Origin of the sequence: Klebsiella sp. 10-1 (genome assembly GCF_009758445.1) — a bacterium.
GTDB lineage: Bacteria > Pseudomonadota > Gammaproteobacteria > Enterobacterales > Enterobacteriaceae > Klebsiella > Klebsiella scottii.
On the sequence record NZ_WQRE01000003.1, the window covers coordinates 614749 to 634017 of the forward strand.

The following is a 19269-nucleotide window of genomic DNA, read 5'->3' on the forward strand; positions in this document are numbered from 1 at the left end:
AGCCGCACCTTAGCTGAGCGAAAGCCCTGCATCGACGATGAAATCCTGGCCTGTGCAGCCACTGGATTCATCGGATGCCAGGAACAGAGCGAGTCTTGCGCAGTGCGTACCGTCAAGACGGAATTTGAGCGCTTGCATTTCGATAAACTGGTTTACTGCTGCCGGATCTAGTTTCGCCCACATGGCGTCCTGTTTCGGTGTCCGGATCGCGCCAGGCACCAGGCTGTTCACGCGTATGCCACGAGCCCCTAGTTCCTGCGCCAGAGTACGGGTGAAGCCATGAATTGCCGCTTTGGACAGGGAATAGCAGACGCGACCCGGGCGGCCACGCATCCAGTTAATGGAACCCATATTGATAATGCTGCCGGTGCCTTTACGCGTCATCCCGGGAATAACAGCCTGAATGGCGAATAGATGATGGCGTAAATTCACATTGATGCGGTTGTTAAAATACTCTTCGGTTAAATCGTCAATAGTATGGTGGTCGTCACTGCCTGCATTATTAATAAGAATATCCACATCGCCTAGATTCTGAATAACGGCGGCGAAGCACTCTTTTAATTGTGGAATATTAGTGACATCGCAGGGTAAAAAGAAACACCCCATCTCCTGCGCCAGTTTTTCGCCAGCCTCTCTATTAAAGTCCAGGAAGGCAACGTGAGCACCCTGGTCAACAAAGGCGCGAACATAATCCTCACCAATGCCGCTGGCCCCACCGGAGATGACGACAACTTTATCTTTCAGACTTTTATAAATAACATTATCATACGTGTTCATTATTTACCTTCTGTATTATCTTTTGAATTTGTTTTGACGACTTTATAGGTGGCACTGAAATCTTCTCCACCGAGACCGTCTTCCAGTCCGCAGTCATATACCCCTTTGACGACATCCACGCCGGGCAGATGTAATCCAGACTCAACGAGCATGGCTTTCATGATATTGACGTCTTTCGCCATATTCTGCAGAGAGAACGCGGTGCGGTAATCTTCCTGCTTCAGACTGTTTATTTTGCTGTCCAGATACCAGTTTGTCGCGCCACCATAGGAAATGGCTTTGTGGAAATCGGTTTTGTCGATACCGTAGTGATCGGCAGTGATCAGCATTTCGTTAACGCTATTCTGAATGCCCGCAACCATCAGGTTATGCAGGATTTTCATCACTAAACCGCGTCCATTCTCACCCATATGAATCTGGTTGTTACCCATCATCGCCAGCACAGGCTTCACTGTTTCCCATGCAGATTTGTCACCGCCAATATAAATCCCCAGTTCACCTTTTACTGCTGCGGGTACCGATTTGACGACGGGCGCGTCCAGCATAATGGCACCCGTTTTTTCAACCTGACGGGAAACCTCAATAGAAACGGAAGGATCAATAGTCGACATATCAATGGCGATTTGTCCTTTATGTAATCCGGGGAGTATTGCTTTATAGACTTCCCGCACATGCTCGGAGCGTGGAACCATACTAATAATAACGTCAGCGGTGTCGGCTATTTCCCGAATGGAAGCCGCGGGTTTCGCCCCCGCAGTGACTAACCGGGAAACTGCATCCTGATTAATGTCATAGACCAAAACATCACCGGAAAATTTGCTGATGATATTTTTGGACATAGCTTCGCCCATCAGGCCAAGCCCGATAAATCCAATCTTTTTCATTTATTCGCTCTCTTTGAATTTAGCTTTTTCAACTCCAGAAACAGCAACATCCAGAGTAAATATTGCCCCGGACAGCGGGCGTTCCTGTATTTCTTCCACGGTCATATTTTCCCGCGTGGTGGTGATAAATAATGTTTTCATATTCTCACCGCCAAAACAGACCATGGTAGGACAGCGTACTGGCAGCGAATATTCCTGCAAAACGTCCCCTTGTGGAGAAAACCGCGCGATTCGCCAGCCGTCAAAGAGCGCGCTCCAGTAGCACCCTTCGCTATCCATCGCCGCGCCGTCTGGCCTGCCGTTGCCAGGCGGAAAGGTTTTCCATACCTGACGTGGACCGGATCTACCGTTTTCATCCAGCGGCGCGCGATAAATCACGTGATTTGGCGTGTCGCTGGTGTACATCCATTTTTGGTCAGCTGAAAACGCCAGTCCGTTTGCGCCCAGAATGTCGCACTGCAATACTGTTGTTTTCAGCGTGGCATCAACCCGGCAGAGCAGGGCGCCGTTGTAATCACGCGGCCCCCAGTATGTTCCGGCGTAAAAGCGGCCAAGCCAGTCAGTACCCCCATCATTGAAACGTGCCAGCTGTGGATTATTCGGGTTATCACAGACCTTCTGTTGCAGGTTGCCATGTTCATCGGTCAGCCAGATACCGGTACGCATGGCGACAATAAAGCCGCCACGCTCGCGCAGCGCGAAACATCCCACCTCTTCCGGAAAATGAAAAACGGCCTGCTTACCCGTGCGTAGGGTGTAGCCGTGGATCTGTTTTTTCAGGATATCTGTCCAGTAGAGCGTTTGTGTGTCGGCATCCCAGGTCGGGCATTCCGGTAGCTCGCCCCGATAATCAAAAAGAAGCGTCGGGTTATTCATCGTCAGACATCCTTATGGTCATCTCCAGCGTCAGCGTGCCGCCGGGGAGAACGATATCCATCGCCTGTTCGCTGCTGTCGGGCGGAAAAATATTGATGGCATTGTTGATGTGGCTTACCGGCTCAATTGCGACGACATTGCGCTCAAGGCCGGGAATGAAAAATACGGCGTTTGGTGCGTCGCTGGTGAGCGTGGCGCGAATCCCTCGTGAAGGCCAGCGTACCGCGGCTTCTCCGCTCCAGGCGGTAAAACAGTTGTCCACCGATTCAGGTACCGGTTGACGAAATACCCGGTAGTCCCACAATTCCGGCGTAGCGATTTCACGGCAGGGCAGGCTGTCGTCGCCATTCAGCCATACGCGTTGCGCCGCAAAATAGACTTCGCTGCGGTCCGCATAGGCGAAAAACGGATGAAACCCCAGCCCGGCAGGAACAGGAATGTCAGCCAGATTGCGGTAATTCAGTGTCATTGTCAGGCTGTTTTCTGTGAGCGCAAAAACCTGCTGCGCTTCCCACGGCCAGGGCCAGCCCTCTGATGCCGGACGCTGCAGTGTGAGGACAATAGATTCGCCGCTTTGTTGCGCTCGCCATTCCTGCTGCCAGCCGTTGCCGTGCAGGGCATGAGGATGGTTGCCAAAGTTGCGAGCCACGACCCTATCATGCCCGGCGAAGTGAAAACGACCATTGGCGATACGGTTTGACCACGGAACGAGAGGGTAGCTGCCGCATAAATTTGCACGCTGTTCGCCCTGCGGGTTGAGTGGTCGCAGAATGTCATGCTCGCGCCAGCGCAACCAGGCGAGCCCGCCGCCCAGTGCTGGCGCAACGGCGATGTGAACATCGCCGCAGGTGCTTTCAATGAGCCGGGTCATTAATACACCTCACCGCCACGAATGCTTAACTGCTCACCACGGATAGCTGCCAGCTGCTCTTTCGCGCGTGCCAGCAGGAAGCTCATATCCGATGCCAACGCCACAAAAGTAAAACCCATCTGTTGGTATTTATTGGCTAGGTCTGGATTGCCGCCAACAATGCCGCACGGTTTACCCAGACGCTGGCAGGCCTCAAGCCCACGCTTGATCATCGCCTGCACGTCCGGGTGGGACGGATTGCCCGGATGGCCCATCGCAGAGGAGAGGTCGCCGGGGCCGATAAAGAAGCCGGTAATGCCTTCCACTTCGTTGATGGCATTGATTTTGCTAATGGCTTCCGGCGTTTCGAGTTGCAGGATAAGGCACAGTTCATCGTGCGCCTCCTGCACAAAACGAGGGTTTCCGCTCCAGCCGGATGCACGGTGCATCGCGGCAAAACCGCGTTTGCCATACGGTGGATAATAGGCCGATTCGACGGCTATTTTCGCCTCTTCGACGGTGTTGATAAACGGGATCATTAGCGACATAGCGCCGCCATCCAGTGCCCGTTTGATCAGCACAACATCGTTACCTGCCAGTCGGTAAAGCGGTGTTGTGGTGTGGTTAACGCTACGGATTGCACGATCAATACGGATGGCGTCCAGTGTATCGACAGCTACATGTTCCTGGTCCAGCACTAGGAAATCGAATCCCACCGTGGCCATGGCTTCGGCGACCGTATCACTACCGGTCATCATCCAGGTACCTAACATACGTTCTCCGGACAGGATGGCGTGCTTAAAGTTATTCATGACGGTTCCTTAAAAAATAGGGGGTTCCGGGACATCGCTGCCGGATTGCAGAAAGTCAAAATCGCAACCTTCATTTGCCTGGGTAACATGTTGCTGATAGAGCGCAGCCCAGGAACGACCAAAGACTTTGTGTTGTGGGATAAAGGCGGCGCGGCGGCGTTCGAGTTCTGCGTCATCGACCAGCATATTCAATGTGCCTGCTGCGATATCCAGCGCGACCAGGTCGCCGGTTTTGACCAGCCCGAGTGGTCCGCCAATGGCGGCTTCGGGGGCGACATGCAGAATGCAGGTGCCGTAATGGGTACCTGACATACGGGCATCAGAGATGCGCACCATGTCGGTTATGCCCTGTTGCAGCAGTTTTTTGGGGATCGGCAGGTTGCCCCATTCCGGCATGCCCGGTGCGCCAACAGGACCGGCGTTACGCAGGATGATGACCGTATCTTTGGTGACATCCAGATCCGGGTTATCGAGGGTGTCAGACAAGGCCTGATGCGTATCGAAAACCAGAGCCGGGCCGGTGTGTTTACGCAGATGTGGGCTGGCGGCGGAGGATTTCATTACCGCTCCATCCGGGCAGAGGTTGCCGCGCAGTACGGTGAGCGCGCAGCCCTGCGACAGCGGGATGACTGGGTTATTAAGATCGCGAATGACGTCGTCGTCATAGCATTGCACCTGCGCAACCCACTGACTGATGGGGACGTTCGTCACCCCGATGGTTTCGGTTTGCAGGAAGCCGGTCAGCTTTTTCATCAGCGCTTTCATGCCGCCAGCGAAGAAAAAGTCGTCCATCAGGCAGGTACCGGAAGGAAAAAGATTCGCCAGTACCGGGATTTTGCGTGCGATTGCTTCCATATCTGCCAGATTCAGCGGAATTGACGCACGATTCGCCATAGCAATCAGGTGGATGGCCGCATTTGTTGAGCCGCCCAGGGCCATATAGGCGACGATGCCGTTGAGGAAGTTCTCTTTTTTCAACCAGCGCGACGGCTTATGGTCGTACCACACCATGTCGACAATTGTCTGACCGCACTGCGCCGCCATTTGCGGGTGGCGGCAATCCGCCGCAGGAATGGAACTGGCGCCAGGAAGGGTAAAACCCATAGCATCAGCGATAGAGGTCATGGTGGATGCGGTACCCATGGTGTTACAGGTACCGATCGAACGTGTCATCGCCCCTTCCAGCTCTACCCAGTCGTGTTGGGTGATTGCCCCAAGGCGCAACTGATCCCAGTATTTTTTTGTGTGCGTGCCTGCTCCTGTTGCCTGACCGTGCCATTTCCCGGTGGTCATCGGCCCCGCCGGGCAGAAAATCAATGGGATATCCATCGACAGTGCGCCCATCAGCAGTGCGGGTGTGGATTTATCACAGCCGCCAAGCAGGACGACGCCATCGATGGGGTGCTGGCGCAGCAGTTCTTCGGCTTCCATGGCGAGGAAGTTGCGATATAGCATGGTGGTGGGTTTTACCATCACCTCGCCCATCGAGAGCGCTGGAAGCTCTACCGGAAAGCCGCCAGCCGCCCATACGCCGCGCTTAACGGCTTCCGCCCGCTCACGCAAATGCGAGTGGCAGGCGCTCATGTCGCTCCAGGTATTGATAATGCCGATAACAGGTTTGCCGAGGAACTCTTCCCGAGCGAAGCCCATCTGTTGTGTGCGTTGCCGGTGCGCAAAAGCTCTAATCGTTTCCGGCGCGTACCAGCGTTGGCTGCGCAGTTCCCCGATCTCACGGCGAGTTAAGCGATCCTTATTGAACATAGTCGTCATTGCCTTACGTTTGATGTGTTTTTACATTACTAGCGTAGCGCTACGATTATCAATGCGTATAAAACATAATGTGTGACGAAAGACACAATTTCCGCGATCTATTTATGGTTTTTCTTAATTGGCTTCAAACTTTCGTAAAAAGGCCAGTTACCTGCATTTGTGGCCTGTGTGATAGTACTTCGATATCCAGACTAGGAAGGGCACTTTTATGGAAATGTTATTTTCTGTCGGCATATTTTTGCTTTTTTTAACTTTCGTAGCGCTATATTCATATCGTAAAACGAAAGGGATTTCTGAATCTGGCGTAGAAGGATTTTTTCTGGCGGGGCGTGGATTAACCGGCTACTTCATTGCCGGTTCCCTGCTGCTTTCTAACCTTTCAGCGGAACAGCTGGTGGGGCTGAACGGCAACGCTTACCGCTTTGATATTAGCGGCATGGCCTGGGAGAGCACCGCAGCGGTTGCAACGGTGGTGATGGCGATATTTTTTCTGCCGCGCTTTTTACGTCGCGGTATTGCCACCATGCCGCAGTTTCTGGAAACCCGCTTCGACTGCAATACCCGGCGCATAGTCAGCATCATGCTGCTGGTGGGATACGCGGTGATGGCTAATCCATGCAGCCTGTATCTCGGTGCCATCACCATGAACGAAATGTTTGATTTCCAGCAGATTTTCCATCTTCCCTCTTGGGGCGCGATTGGCGTGCTGGCGTTTGCGATGGGGGCGGTTGGTGGGCTGTACGCCACGCTGGGCGGGCTTAAAGCGGTGGCGATTTCCGATACGATCAGCGGCATCATTTTACTGGTTGCCGCCTTGTTGATTCCGGTGCTCGGTCTGTTCGCTCTGGGGGAAGGTTCATTGCTGACGGGTAGCAAAATTCTGTTAAACCATCCCGATCAGCTTAACGCGATTGGTTCTGAAACGTCGTCGGTGCCGTTCAGTACGATATTCACCGGGATGCTTTGTGCGAACATATTCTACTGGTGTACTAACCAGATGATTATTCAACGCACGCTGGGGGCGAAATCACTGGCGGAAAGCCAGAAAGGGGTACTGCTGGCGGGTTCCATCAAACTGCTGGTTCCGTTAGTCATGGTGCTGCCGGGGCTGATCGCATTTAACATGTTCGGCCCGGTTTTCGCCAATGCCGACTATGCTTATCCCGCACTGGTGAAGGCGGTGCTGCCGTGGTGGTTGATTGGGATGTTTGCGGCGGCCATTTTCGGGACGGTAATCAGCCATTTCAATTCCATCATCAATTCCAGCGCCACGTTGTTTGTGCTTGATCTCTATGAGCCTTTAACCGGTTGTAAAGATGAGGGAAAACTGGTGCGAGTGGGTAAGACGGCATCCGTGATGTTTTCTCTGGTCTCAATCATTATCGCACCGCTGCTGCTTCACAGTCCGAACGGCATTTTTGATTTAATGCGCCGGTTTACCGGTTTTTACAACATCCCCATTATCACTATTGTGCTGATGGGTTTTTTAACCCGCCACGTCCCGGCACTGGCGGCGAAATGCGTACTCATTTTCCATATCATCGCGTATGGCCTGTACACCTTCACACCGTTGAATACACTTATCCCTCTGCACTTTATTCATATCATGGGTATTTTGTTCGTCGTTGAAGTGGCAATCATGCTGCTGATTGGCAAGGTGCGCCCCATTGACTGGATTGAACCGCACGTACCGCCCGCTAAAATCCCCATGAAAAAATGGCGCTACGCGCTGCCTGTGAGTGTTATTATGATGACCGTTTTAGTCAGTATTTTTATTACCTTGTCCCCGCTGGGGCTGGCGGCGAAAACCGGGGTTCCGGACAGTTTCGTCTGGCTGCTGGCAATAGTGTGGACTACAGCATTAATACTGATTCTGGTATTAACACGACGTCATCGTGCCGGCGAACACACGCCAATGCCGCTGGCGTTGCAGGAAAGTGTGGGAGAGGAATGCGCCAGAGATCACGCCAAATAGTGAAACTTGATGATGTTGCTGAAAAGGCGGGCGTTTCGCCTTCCACGGTTTCGCTTTATATCCGCCAGCCTGACCGTGTATCTGATAAAACCGGCAAGAAAATTCAGGCTGCCATTGATAGCCTGGGTTATGTGCATAACAAAATCGCCAGTCAGTTTACCGGAGGGCAGAGCAGCAATATGGCCGTGGTGCTGCCTTCGCTGGCGAACACCTTTTTTAGCCATGTGGTGCAGTGCATTGAATCCACCGTCAGCGCGCAGGGTTTCCAGCTGTCGATTGCTTCCCATGACCACAGTCTGGATAAAGAAGAAGAGCAAATTCGCTCTATTTTGCAATGGTCGCCCGCGGTGATTGCCATTGCCGGGGCCGATCATAAGTCGTCGACGTTGAAAATGCTGCGTAACAGTGGCGTTCCGGTGGTACAGATGTGGCAGGTTAATGGCGGCGCGTTCCCGGCCCAGGTCGGCAACAACCATGAGCAAATTGGCTACGCTGCCGCGCGTTACTTGCTGGAAACCGGGTGCGACAAGCTCGCCTATTTCACCACGCGCTTTGATGATGATATCCGGGCACGCATTCGTTACATCGGTTTTTGCCGCGCGCTGGAAGAGCATGACAAAACGCCGTTGCTGGTTGATATTCCTCGGTCAGAAAACATCTGGCAGGCCAGTCGCGAAATTCTGACGAAAACCCTGGTCAAAGAGCGCGGGCTGGACGGTATTTTTTGTACCAGCGACGCCATTGGCACCGCGTTGCTTATGGAGTCGCAGGCGAGAGGTATAGCGATTCCGGAGAAGCTTAGCATTCTGGGTTACGGTGATTTCCCCTCCAGTGCATGGCTTTCCCCGACGACACTGAGCAGCGTAAATCTTAATGCGGATGCTATGGCTGTATGCACGGCAGAGATGATGTTGAAAATGAGCGCTGACAGGAGTTATGAAGGCGAAATAGTCGATGTGGGGTTTGAGATTATGCCGCGAGGCAGTACGCGACTGCCGTTTTGAAACGGTGCCCGGTTTTCCGGGCACGCGCAATCATGTTGACTCGATCAGGCGTCATCCTCAGCGATGACCAGTTCCACCTTTTCTTCTTCCAGTAGTTGCCGGAATGCCGCAGGCGGCTGTTTATCAGTAAAAAATGCTTTGACCTTGCGTGCATTGCCAATCGAAACGGCCGCAGATGCGTGGAATTTTGTATGATCGGCGACCAACAGCGTGTGGCGGGCATGGGCCATCATGGTTTTGGCGACGATGGCTTCATTCACGTCAAACTCGAGTAACGTGCCATCGTTCTCAATGGCACCAACGCTGGTGATAAGGTAGTCCGCCCGGAAGCCCTCAACGAAACTCACCGTTCCGGGCCCGACGATGCCGCCATTGTGCGAGCGCAACGTGCCACCAGGTACCATGACTTCCAGATCCTGGTTTTTGTACAGAATTTGCGCCACGCGCAGGCTGTTGGTGATGATGCGCAGGTCCTCGCGGCCCAACAGCGCACGGGCGACGGCTTCAACGGTCGTCCCGATAGTCATAAACACGGTACAGCGTTCAGGAATATAATCCGATACCGCATTGGCCATTTCCCGTTTTTCCTGGGTTAATGACAGTTCACGCTCTTCAAACGCGGTGTTCATGACGCTCGAAACGCGCCCGGCCCCGCCGTGGTGTCGGGTGATTAAACCCTGCTCACTCAACTTACGAATATCGCGGCGGATAGTTTGGGTCGAAACATCCAGTAATTGCGCGAGCTCTTCAATATTCATATAGCCACGTTCAGCGATGTAGTGAACAAGCTGATCGTGTCGCGGATTACCGGTCAGTTCGGTGATGCTCATGAACACTCCTGTTAGTTCCCCTGTAAAAACCTGTTATTTTATGCATAAAGTGACAAAAATGACGCGATTTTCTCACGTTCTGGTATACCCGCACGTCCTCCGGGACGCGTACATTTCATTGCGGCCACTGCGCTGGCGAACTGTACGGCGGTTTCTGTCGGCATGTTTTCCGCCAGCGCCAGAGCGAGCGCGCCGTGAAAAACATCGCCGGCACCGGTGGTGTCTACTGTTTTGACGACAAAGGCCGGTAGGTGACAAAAACGATCATACTCTTTCCATAATGCGCCTTCCGCGCCCTGAGTAACATAAACACGTCCATCCGTTTGCACGGCAGCTTTGTTTAGGCCCTCTTCTGTGTCCTCACATCCGGTCATCCGTTTCAGGCCGGGTGCAGAGAAAACGGCATGGTCAGCCAGGGCAACCAGCGGCGTGATGTCCTGCGGTGTGACATCGGCATCCAGCAATGTCGGTACACCCGCAGCCCGTGCCAGTGTAAAGGCTTTTGTGGTACCGTCATGCCAGCGAACATCGGCGAGCACCATATCATATTGCGAAAAATCAATAGCCTCGAGCCAATCTGCGTCGACCGGAAGATCCGGGCTGGGATAGTTGATGATGATCCGCTCGCCGTGCTCATCCACCAGAATGGCCGATTGTGAAGATCGTGCCTGCGGTACCTGAAGGCAATGCTGTGTATTCACGCCAAACTGCTGGAGTTCGGCAATTAATGTCTTACCGCAGCTGTCGTCCCCAACGCGGCCGATAAAATCGACCTCTGCGCCAAGACGCGCAATCGCCACTGCGGCTGTAGCGGCAGGCCCTCCGCCGGTTTCCTGGTACTGGTCCGACTGGTATTTACCGCCGCCTGTTGGTAACGCATTCATATAGTAAATACGATCCTGTACGGCAATCCCTACACACGCAATTCTGATCATCGTTGTCTGTTCCTGTTCTATTTAGTCGTCTAATGCTCATTTTAATGACATAAATGATCAAATTAGTGACGGATGTCTGGTTTTTAGTCATAAATTACAAATATGATTAAAAACAGACGAAAATGACTTGTTGATTGTAGTTTTTTGCTCATTCAGTTACAGGAGAGTGTTCATGTCCATCATCGCATTTTTAGGGCTTGGCCAGATGGGAAGCCCTATGGCCAGCAACCTGTTGCGTAAAGGCCATTCCTTACGTGTTTTCGACCTCAACCCACAGGCAGTCAACGCGCTGGTGGAAAAGGGCGCGGTTGCTGCAACGACACCCGCAAATGCCACCCTGGATGCCGAGTTTATCATCACCATGCTGCCTAATGGCGACATTGTCCGCGATGTACTGTTCGGTGAAGCGGGCGTGTGCGAAACGCTGAGCGCAAGCGCGCTGGTGATCGACATGTCCACCATTCACCCTCTGCAAACCGATGCACTGATTAGCGAAATGGCTGAAAAAGGCCACGCCATGATGGATGCGCCGGTTGGCCGCACCTCTGATAACGCCAAAGACGGCACCTTGCTTATTCTCGCGGGCGGTTCGCCTGAACAGGTTGAACGCGCGCGCCCGATCCTGATGTGCATGGGGTCGGAGCTGGTAGACGCGGGCGGGCCTGGAATGGGGATTCGCGTCAAACTGATTAACAACTATATGAGCATCGCGCTCAATGCGCTTTCCGCCGAAGCCGCGGTGCTGTGTGAATCCTTAGGTCTTGACCTCAATGTCGCTATCAAGGTGATGAGCGGCACGGCGGCAGGTAAAGGCCACTTCACCACCACCTGGCCGGGCAAAGTGCTGAAAGGCGATCTCTCTCCGGCGTTTATGGTCGATCTTGCGCTGAAAGACCTGCGTATTGCCGTTGACGTCGCCCGACAAACCGGTGCGCCGCTGGGTATGGGCGAAGTCGCCGAAACTTATTACCAGTCCGCCAGCCACGACGGTCGGGGCCGCCAGGACTGGAGTGCCTTATTATCCCAGGTTCGCCATCTTGCTGGTCGACCAGACTCTCTTTAATTATCGATTACCACAGGAGTAACTATGTCTTCCCTGAACACCCCTTATACCCTGAAAGATATCTCGCGTCCGGGCGGTGGATTCGCCATGCTGGCCGTCGACCAACGCGAGGCTATGCGTTTGATGTTTGCCGCAGCAGGTCAGCCAAAACCGGTTGCCGACAGCGTACTGACCGATTTTAAAGTGGCAGCGACGCGCATTCTTTCTCCTTATGCTTCCGCTGTGCTGGCTGATAAACAATTTTGTCTCGATCAGATTATTGCGCAGGACGCGGTGGCTGATAGCTGCGGTCTGATTGTCGCCGCCGATCATTTCGTGCCGGGTAACGGCATTCCTGTTGATAGCGTGGAAATTGACCGGGCTATCGATCCGCATCGTGTGCGCGAAATGGGCGGTAAGGCCATGAAGCTGCTGGTGCTGTGGCGTGAAGACGAACCGGCAGACGCGCGTCTTGCGATGGTCGATGAGTTTGTTCAACGCTGCCGCAGTGCCGGTCTGGTGAGCATCATTGAGCCGGTTGTTCGTCCGCCGCGCCGCGGCTGGGAATTTGACCGCGAGAGCGCCATTGTAGCCGCTGCCGCCGAACTCGGTAGCACCGCGGCTGATCTTTACAAAGTGGAAATGCCGCTGGGCGGGAAGGGCAGTGAAGGTGAACTGCTGTCGGCCTGCCAGAAACTGAATGACCAGATGAATATGCCGTGGGTCATCCTTTCATCAGGCGTTGAGGCCGATATCTTTGGCCGTGCTGTGCGTATTGCTATGAAAAGCGGGGCATCCGGTTTCCTGGCGGGCCGTGCGGTCTGGGCATCGGTTATTGGCGCGCAAGATCCGCAAACCATGCTACGCGATGTGTCAGTCCCGCGTCTGCAGCGGCTGGCCGGGATTGTTGATGAAGGTATTTCTCAGCGTTAACACAAAACCATAAGCGCATCAGGAGAACCACCATGGACAAAATTACCCAGGTTTTATTTTCCGATATTGGAAAGGTCACGACGCAGTACGTCGAGCAGCCACACCAGGAACTTAAGCCTCACGAAGTCCGCATTGCCCCGGCATTTTTCGGGATTTGCGGTTCGGATTTGCATGTATTGAAAGGCGGACATCCGTTCGCCAAACCGCCCGTCGTACCAGGGCATGAAATTGCGGCTCGCGTGACCGAAGTGGGCAGCGATGTGGTGAACGTGAAGTCAGGCGATCATGTGGTGGTTGATCCCATCATGGCCTGTATGGAGTGTCGTGCCTGTAAAGCCGGGCGTTTTAACCTGTGCGAGCCGCCGCATGTGGCGGGTTTCCGTGCGCCGGGCTTTGCTCGTTCGCAGCATGTCGTGCCGGCGCGCAACTGCCATATTGCACCTGATTCAATGCCGTTAAAAGTGCTCGCGTTTGCTGAACCTGCCGCCTGTGCGCGTCACTGCGTAACACGTATGCCACAAGCCGCGCTGGAAAGCGTGCTGGTGATTGGCGCGGGTACCATTGGTCTGTCAATTGTGCAGGCGCTGCGTATCATGGGCGCGGGTGAGATTACCGTTATCGAACCTGATGCCGCTAAACGTGCTCTGTCAGTCAAACTGGGTGCCGCACAAGCCTGGGCTCCCGGTGAGCTGGATGCGCAGGCCCGTTTTACTGGTGTTATTGATGTAGTTGCCGCGCAGGCGACGCTCAATGAGGCCTGCACCCGCGTGTATGCCGGTGGCACCGTGGTCTGCATGGGTGTACCGAGCGGCCCGCGTGAAATTCCGCTGCCAATGATGCAGCGTTTCGAACGTGACCTGCTCAACTCCGGCATGTACATCCCCGAGGATTTTGACGTGGTGATCGAATGGCTGGCTGACGGACGCTTTGATACCAGCGAGCTGGTAACAGACATGTTCCCGGTGAGTGAAGCCGCTGCGGCTTTTGAACGCGCACAGCAAAATGACTCCATCAAAGTCATGCTGCAATTTGCCGACGCGTAATGGGCCACAACCTCTGACAGACGCCGCACCAGGGCGGCGTCCCCTACAACAAAAGAAAAGGATATTGTGATGGTACAAATCACCAGTCCTGCACCTTACTCAATCAGTCGTCCACAGGACGTGATTGATATTGTTAATAAAAACTCGGCTGTTAATGCGAGTGCAGGCGTTATCTTCATTGCGCTGGGCGGCATTTTGATTGATGCCTATCAGGCGGCAATGGTGGGTTTTGGTAATAAATATATTGCGGCCCAGTTTGGTATCTCCCCGGGTCTTGCGGCTACGGTAAACGCCTCAGTGCTGATTGCGGCACTTATCGGCGGCCTGCTGGCAAACCGTGTCATCAACCGTTTTGGCCAGCGTCGCGCATTTTTGATTGGTATGGCGCTGTGTACTTTAGGGGCTGCAGCCGTGGCCGTTGCGCCCAGTATCTGGTGGGTACTGGTCTGCCGTGTGGTAATGGGCTTCGGACTGGGTATCGACTTCCCGTTGGCGACCAATGCCGTGGCAGAGCTTCGTGGCTCCACGTCGAAAAAAACCGGCACATCGGTCAACTTATGGCAGATGGCCTGGTATGTGTCTACCACCGTGGTGTATCTGGTTCTGTTGCCGCTATTGTTGTCCGGCATTGCGGAAGACCAGCTCTGGCGCTACGGCATTTTCATTGGCGCCGTGTTCGCCGTTATCATCATGATCCTGCGCTACGTCTTTATTGGTGAATCGGCCATGTGGGCGGCACGCGTCGGTCGCTATGATGAAGCTTGCGATATCTTGCGTAAACGCTATGGGGTACATGCCAGCGTGGCGCAGGAAAAATCCATCACTCAGGCCACGCAGAGTGAAAACAAAATCCACACCGGGTACGGCATTCTGTTCAACGGGCGTTATCGCAAACGCACCATCCTGGGATGCATTGTCGCCACGATGCAGGCATGGCAGTACAACGCGGTGGGCGTCTATTTACCTCTAACGCTCGCGGGTATTCTGAGCGGCGGTCTGACGGGGGCACTCTCCGGTTCGGCGGTGGTTAACGCCCTGTGCGGGATCTCCGGTGGTCTGATTGGTTCTCTGATCCTGCAGCGCTTAGGGACACGTCTGCAGTCAATGTATGGCTTCGCCGTCGTGACTCTGGCGCTGCTGGCACTGGGCGCGCTGGCCACCACCAATCCATGGCTCTCTCTGGGGCTGCTGGGTACCATCATTTTCTTCCACTCAGCTGGACCTGGCGGCCTGGGGATGACGATCGCCACGCTCTCCTATCCACCGAGTATTCGCCCGACAGGTGTCGGTTTTGCCCGCGCGATTATGCGTACCGGTGCGATTGCTGGCCTTATATTCTGGCCTATGCTTTGGGGCGCGTTAAAGACGGATGCCTTCTTCTGGCTGGCGCTGGTGCCTTTCCTCGGTTTCATCACCTGCGCGCTGATTAAATGGGAACCGTTGGGAGCCAACGTGGATGCGGAAGACGCTCAGGTATTAGCTGAACTGGAAAAATAATAACGCGCCCGGCATGTATCGATGCGCGATGACCTGTACCTGCTGTGGGTGAATTTCACCCACAGTTTTCTCACCGCTACGGAGAGGAAACACAATGTCTGAAAGATTAAATGAACCCGCTACCGGACTCTCCGGCAAAGCGATGCGCCGCGTCGTCATGGGAAGTTTCGCTGGCGCATTACTGGAATGGTATGACTTTTTTATTTTTGGCACCGCCGCCGGGCTGGTGTTTGCGCCGTTGTTTTTCCCCGATACCGACCCCTTTATTGGCGTTATCGCGGCTTTTGCCACCTTTGGCGTCGGCTTCCTCACTCGCCCGCTGGGTGGCATTGTTTTCGGCCATTTTGGCGACAGAATTGGCCGTAAAATTACCCTTATCTGGACGCTGGGCATTGTCGGTACCTCCACATTTCTGATCGGGTTTATTCCCACTTATCACGATATTGGTATTTGGGCTCCGCTGCTGCTGATGGCGCTACGCCTAATTCAGGGGTTTGGCCTGGGTGGTGAGTATGGTGGAGCAGCGCTGATGACCATTGAATCTGCGCCGCAGAAGAAACGGGGTTTTCTGGGCTCATTACCGCAAACGGCCGCTTCCGTCGGCATCATGCTGGCGACCGGGATTTTTGCGTTCTGCAACCATCTGTTGACCCAGGAGCAATTTCTTTCCTGGGGCTGGCGTATCCCGTTCTGGCTGTCGGCGCTAATGCTGGCGGTGGGGATGTTCATCCGCCTGCATACCGAAGAGACTCTGGATTTTAAACAACGGCAGGGAAAGGTGCATGAAACGAAAGCACCGCCGCCGCTGATTGAGCTATTCCGTAAACACCCGAAAAATATCTCGCTGGCGCTGGGTGCGCGTCTCGCTGAGAGCGTTTCCTCAAATATTATCAACGCCTTTGGCATCGTCTATATCTCCACGCAGCTGGCGCTTTCCCGAGATATTCCGCTAACCGGCATGTTGATTGCCTCCGCCATCGGGATAGTAAGTTGCCCGTTGGTGGGCTGGATTTCCGACCGCGTGGGGCAACGCAAAATCTATCTTCTGGGCGCAGGTTTTTGTGTGCTGTTTGCGTTTCCCTTCTTCCTGCTTCTGGGCACCAAAAGCGTGGCGATTATCTGGATAAGCATGATTCTGGGCTACAACTTTGGCCCGACGATGATGTTTGCCGTTCAGCCAACGCTTTTTACCCGCATGTTTGGCACTCAGGTGCGTTACACGGGACTCTCTTTTGCCTATCAGGTATCTGCCATTCTCGGTGGTATGAGTCCCCTGATTGCCTCAAGTTTGTTGGCATTAGGGGGCGGCGAGCCCTGGTATGTGGCCACCTTCTTATTCGTTGTTTCTGTGGTGTCGTTTGTATGCGTCTGGTTTATCGAACCGCTACCGCTCAATACACCTCAGGGAAAGGCGCAAAAATTGACACAAGATTATCACTTTCTAAGGAACCAATCTCATGAACAATAAAGGGGAAAATGCACATTTTCAGGCACTGCAACAGGCGTTTGATGCGTCCTGGCCGGGGCCGATGGGTGATGCCATTACATTGAAATGTGGGCATGTTGAGATGACGGTTTATCCTCAGGATGCCGCCCGGATGACGTCGCTACGGGTATTTGGCTATGAATTACTGCGCCAGTGGAACCCACAGCGTCGCGCGTTTCAGTATGGTTCATTTCCTATGGTGCCGTGGGTTGGGCGTCTGGGTAATGGCCAACTGGATGTGAACGGGAAAATCTGGCAATTGCCTGCCAATAAACCTCCTCACGCGCTGCATGGGATGGCGTGTTATTCCTTGTGGGAGGTTGTTGAACAAACTCATGGGAGTCTGACACTCCGTATGACACTGGCAGACCCGTGGCCGTGGAAAGGCTATGTTATACAGCGTATTGCGTTGCAGGGCGATGCACTAATCATGCACCTGGAAATTCACAGTGATGCAGATACGTTTCCGGCCTCTGCAGGGTGGCACCCCTGGTTTTTGAAACATCTGTATTCCGATGGTGACCAGAGTGAACTGGGCGTTCAGTTTTCAGCGGACTGGCAAGAGGAGACTGGCGAGAATGAACTTCCCACCGGTAAGCGGATAACACCACAACCAGGACCCTGGGATGATTGTTTTGGTTTTATCCGAGGGGTACACGCCAGTCTTGTTTGGCCCGGCAGGCTGACGCTGAAGATGACTTCTACTGCTCATAGTCTGGTTATCTTTGATAAGCAACCTGATGCGACTTGTGTCAACCCTCTAACCCAGGCACCTAATGATATTAATCGAATACCACAGTATGTGACTCAGAATCAACCGCTTATTATTTCATCTGAGTGGAAATTTACCAAACATATTAATTAGTAGATTGTCTGACCTGGAGAAAAATCATGTCCAAATTATGTTGGTTACATATCGGAGCCGGTGCATTTCATCGCTCACATCAGGCATGGTATTTTAATCAGCTTATTAAGCTGGAAGACGCTAAATGGGGATTTTCTTTAGGTAATATCAGAAGTGATGCCGATCAAGCTCTGAATGCGCTAATGTTGCAAAAAGGAGAATATGTACTTGATACGGTCACCCCAGAGGGTATCCATAATTTTGAAAAAATCGCCAGCATAACGAAAATAATTACAAGAGAAAATAAAAATGCTGCACTAATAAATCAAGGTGCGCTTAGTTATACACGAGTTATTTCCTTTACGGTTACAGTGGGTGGATATTATTTAAAAAATGACTTTAGGCTTGACCAGTCGCATCCTGATATTGCCAATGACTTAAAATATGGAAATGAGCCTTGTACTATCTATGGTGTTTTAAGGGGCATTCTGGTAGAAAGGAAAGAAAAAGGTAATAATAAAGTCACTTTGCTGTGTTGTGATAACCTCAGACATAATGGTTCACGTTTCTATCAAGGTTTGCTGGAGTTTATTACTCTAACTGGAGATAATGCCCTACTAAACTGGGTAAAAGAGCATACTTCAGCGCCCAACTGTATGGTTGACAGAATCACCCCCAAGTCAGATGTTGAGTTAACAAAAAGAGTAAAAAATTCCCTTGGTTTTAATGATGACTGCCCGGTCATGTCTGAATCTTTTTATTCAGTGGATCATTGAAGATAATTTTGCAGCTGACCGTCCAGCACTGGAAAGAGTCGGTGTCATGTTTGTTAAAAATGTGGAACCTTATGAAGAGGCAAAAGTTCGGATCCTTAATGCCACACATGCATTCTGTGCGTGGGCTGGAACCCTTATTGGGAAAACATATATTCATGAAGATATTGCTACTCACGTTATAAAAAAATGGCATGGGATTACATTACTAACGACGTGATCCCTTGTTTAAACTCTGGCACAATGGATCTTACAAAGTATCGTGATATTGTGTTATCAAGGTTTAGCAATGCATGGTTAAAAGATACCAACGCAAGGGTATCTTGCGAAGGATTTACAAAAATTCCAGGGTTTATCGTCCCTTCCATTGTTGACAATAGAGTTAATGGTAAAAATGCAATATCAACTATCAAAGTAGTCGCTATATTTTTTTTGTTTTTGAAAGCATGGCATGAAAAGAAGATTCCTTATGAATATAAAGATACAATAATGGATGTTGCAGAAGTTCATGGTTTTTTTGATAGTAAAGATCCTTTGTGGGGGTATTGCTCATCAGAGAAACTATTTGAAAATATAACTGATTTAAATCTTTTCTATAAAAATCTCAAAAAGGAGGTTGTTGAATTAGAAAACTGGATGCGAAATGTGCATTCTGAATCGTCACCGGGTTAACAAACCCTGCGGGCTGAAGGACCTTCAAAAAACGAGATTTTACATCAATAAGAAAACGGCAAATTTGCCGCTTTCTTATTAAAGCGTAAAAACAGACGCTCAATTTGAAGACTAGTCAGCCCGAAAGCAGACAAAGAAAAGAATGTATCAGGTTGTGAACCCTGGTTAATATTGAATCGCTACAGATAACCCAGACACTTCCGAGCCGTCGTGGAATGACCCCGAGCCAGTAGACAATGCTACCATGTATGTGGACTGACCCCGCC

The 19269-nt window shown here is 52.3% G+C and carries 17 protein-coding genes and 1 pseudogene; 10 read left to right on the forward strand and 8 right to left on the reverse strand.

Features of this window, described 5'->3' with window-relative positions:
* Positions 1 to 9 precede the first annotated feature (9 nt).
* From GO007_RS14730 to araD, 6 genes are read right to left on the reverse strand one after another with little or no spacing between them, the layout of a single operon-like run.
* On the reverse strand, positions 10 to 777 hold the full coding sequence (locus tag GO007_RS14730; RefSeq protein ID WP_095101078.1) for an SDR family NAD(P)-dependent oxidoreductase: 768 nt from the start codon (positions 775 to 777) through the stop codon (positions 10 to 12).
* A complete protein-coding gene (locus GO007_RS14735) occupies positions 777 to 1661 on the reverse strand; it encodes an NAD(P)-dependent oxidoreductase (protein ID WP_095101080.1) in 885 nt (294 codons plus the stop codon). Before GO007_RS14735 ends, GO007_RS14730 begins: the two co-directional genes overlap by 1 nt.
* Positions 1662 to 2537, reverse strand: coding sequence for an SMP-30/gluconolactonase/LRE family protein (locus GO007_RS14740; protein ID WP_095101082.1), 876 nt, complete (start codon positions 2535 to 2537; stop codon positions 1662 to 1664).
* Positions 2530 to 3408, reverse strand: coding sequence for an aldose 1-epimerase (locus GO007_RS14745; protein ID WP_095101084.1), 879 nt, complete (start codon positions 3406 to 3408; stop codon positions 2530 to 2532). Before GO007_RS14745 ends, GO007_RS14740 begins: the two co-directional genes overlap by 8 nt.
* Complete coding sequence (locus GO007_RS14750; protein ID WP_095101086.1) at positions 3408 to 4199, reverse strand: HpcH/HpaI aldolase family protein; 792 nt, start codon at positions 4197 to 4199, stop codon at positions 3408 to 3410. Before GO007_RS14750 ends, GO007_RS14745 begins: the two co-directional genes overlap by 1 nt.
* Positions 4200 to 4208: 9 nt before the next feature.
* A complete protein-coding gene (gene araD / locus GO007_RS14755) occupies positions 4209 to 5960 on the reverse strand; it encodes an L-arabinonate dehydratase (protein WP_095101088.1) in 1752 nt (583 codons plus the stop codon).
* 217 nt (positions 5961 to 6177) lie between these two features.
* Between araD and GO007_RS14760 the strand changes: the two genes are divergently transcribed.
* A complete protein-coding gene (locus GO007_RS14760) occupies positions 6178 to 7944 on the forward strand; it encodes a solute:sodium symporter family transporter (RefSeq protein WP_095101090.1) in 1767 nt (588 codons plus the stop codon).
* Positions 7920 to 8948 (forward strand): LacI family DNA-binding transcriptional regulator, encoded by a 1029-nt coding sequence (locus GO007_RS14765; RefSeq protein WP_095101092.1) that lies wholly within the window; start codon positions 7920 to 7922, stop codon positions 8946 to 8948. Before GO007_RS14760 ends, GO007_RS14765 begins: the two co-directional genes overlap by 25 nt.
* A 44-nt stretch (positions 8949 to 8992) precedes the next feature.
* Here GO007_RS14765 and GO007_RS14770 read toward each other — a convergent pair whose 3' ends face one another.
* Together GO007_RS14770 and GO007_RS14775 are read right to left on the reverse strand one after the other, a co-directional pair.
* Positions 8993 to 9778: a DeoR/GlpR family DNA-binding transcription regulator gene (locus tag GO007_RS14770; protein WP_095101094.1), complete on the reverse strand. Its 786-nt coding sequence runs from the start codon at positions 9776 to 9778 to the stop codon at positions 8993 to 8995.
* Positions 9779 to 9816: 38 nt separating this feature from the next.
* Positions 9817 to 10713 (reverse strand): sugar kinase, encoded by an 897-nt coding sequence (locus tag GO007_RS14775; RefSeq protein WP_095101096.1) that lies wholly within the window; start codon positions 10711 to 10713, stop codon positions 9817 to 9819.
* Positions 10714 to 10885: 172 nt separating this feature from the next.
* On the opposite strand from GO007_RS14775, the gene yihU reads away from it, so the two are divergent.
* From yihU to GO007_RS29410, 8 genes and pseudogenes are all read left to right on the forward strand, one after another.
* The gene (gene yihU, locus GO007_RS14780; RefSeq protein WP_095101098.1) at positions 10886 to 11776 is read left to right on the forward strand and encodes a sulfolactaldehyde 3-reductase; all 891 of its coding nucleotides are present in this window, start codon (positions 10886 to 10888) and stop codon (positions 11774 to 11776) included.
* Positions 11777 to 11800: 24 nt separating this feature from the next.
* On the forward strand, positions 11801 to 12688 hold the full coding sequence (locus GO007_RS14785) for an aldolase (protein WP_095101100.1): 888 nt from the start codon (positions 11801 to 11803) through the stop codon (positions 12686 to 12688).
* Between the two features lie 32 nt (positions 12689 to 12720).
* On the forward strand, positions 12721 to 13731 hold the full coding sequence (locus GO007_RS14790; RefSeq protein WP_095101102.1) for a zinc-dependent alcohol dehydrogenase: 1011 nt from the start codon (positions 12721 to 12723) through the stop codon (positions 13729 to 13731).
* Positions 13732 to 13800: 69 nt separating this feature from the next.
* Positions 13801 to 15228, forward strand: a complete 1428-nt coding sequence (locus GO007_RS14795) for an MFS transporter (protein WP_095101104.1) — start codon at positions 13801 to 13803, stop codon at positions 15226 to 15228.
* A gap of 94 nt (positions 15229 to 15322) precedes the next feature.
* Entirely contained in the window at positions 15323 to 16696 is a 1374-nt protein-coding gene (locus GO007_RS14800) for an MFS transporter (RefSeq protein WP_095101106.1), read from the forward strand.
* The gene (locus GO007_RS14805; protein ID WP_095101108.1) at positions 16686 to 17579 is read left to right on the forward strand and encodes an aldose epimerase family protein; all 894 of its coding nucleotides are present in this window, start codon (positions 16686 to 16688) and stop codon (positions 17577 to 17579) included. The genes GO007_RS14800 and GO007_RS14805 overlap by 11 nt, the downstream gene beginning before the upstream one ends.
* A gap of 26 nt (positions 17580 to 17605) precedes the next feature.
* Positions 17606 to 18334 (forward strand): mannitol dehydrogenase family protein, encoded by a 729-nt coding sequence (locus GO007_RS29405; protein ID WP_255430890.1) that lies wholly within the window; start codon positions 17606 to 17608, stop codon positions 18332 to 18334.
* Between the two features lie 46 nt (positions 18335 to 18380).
* Positions 18381 to 19003 (forward strand): annotated as a pseudogene (locus tag GO007_RS29410) (mannitol dehydrogenase family protein).
* Positions 19004 to 19269 lie beyond the last annotated feature (266 nt).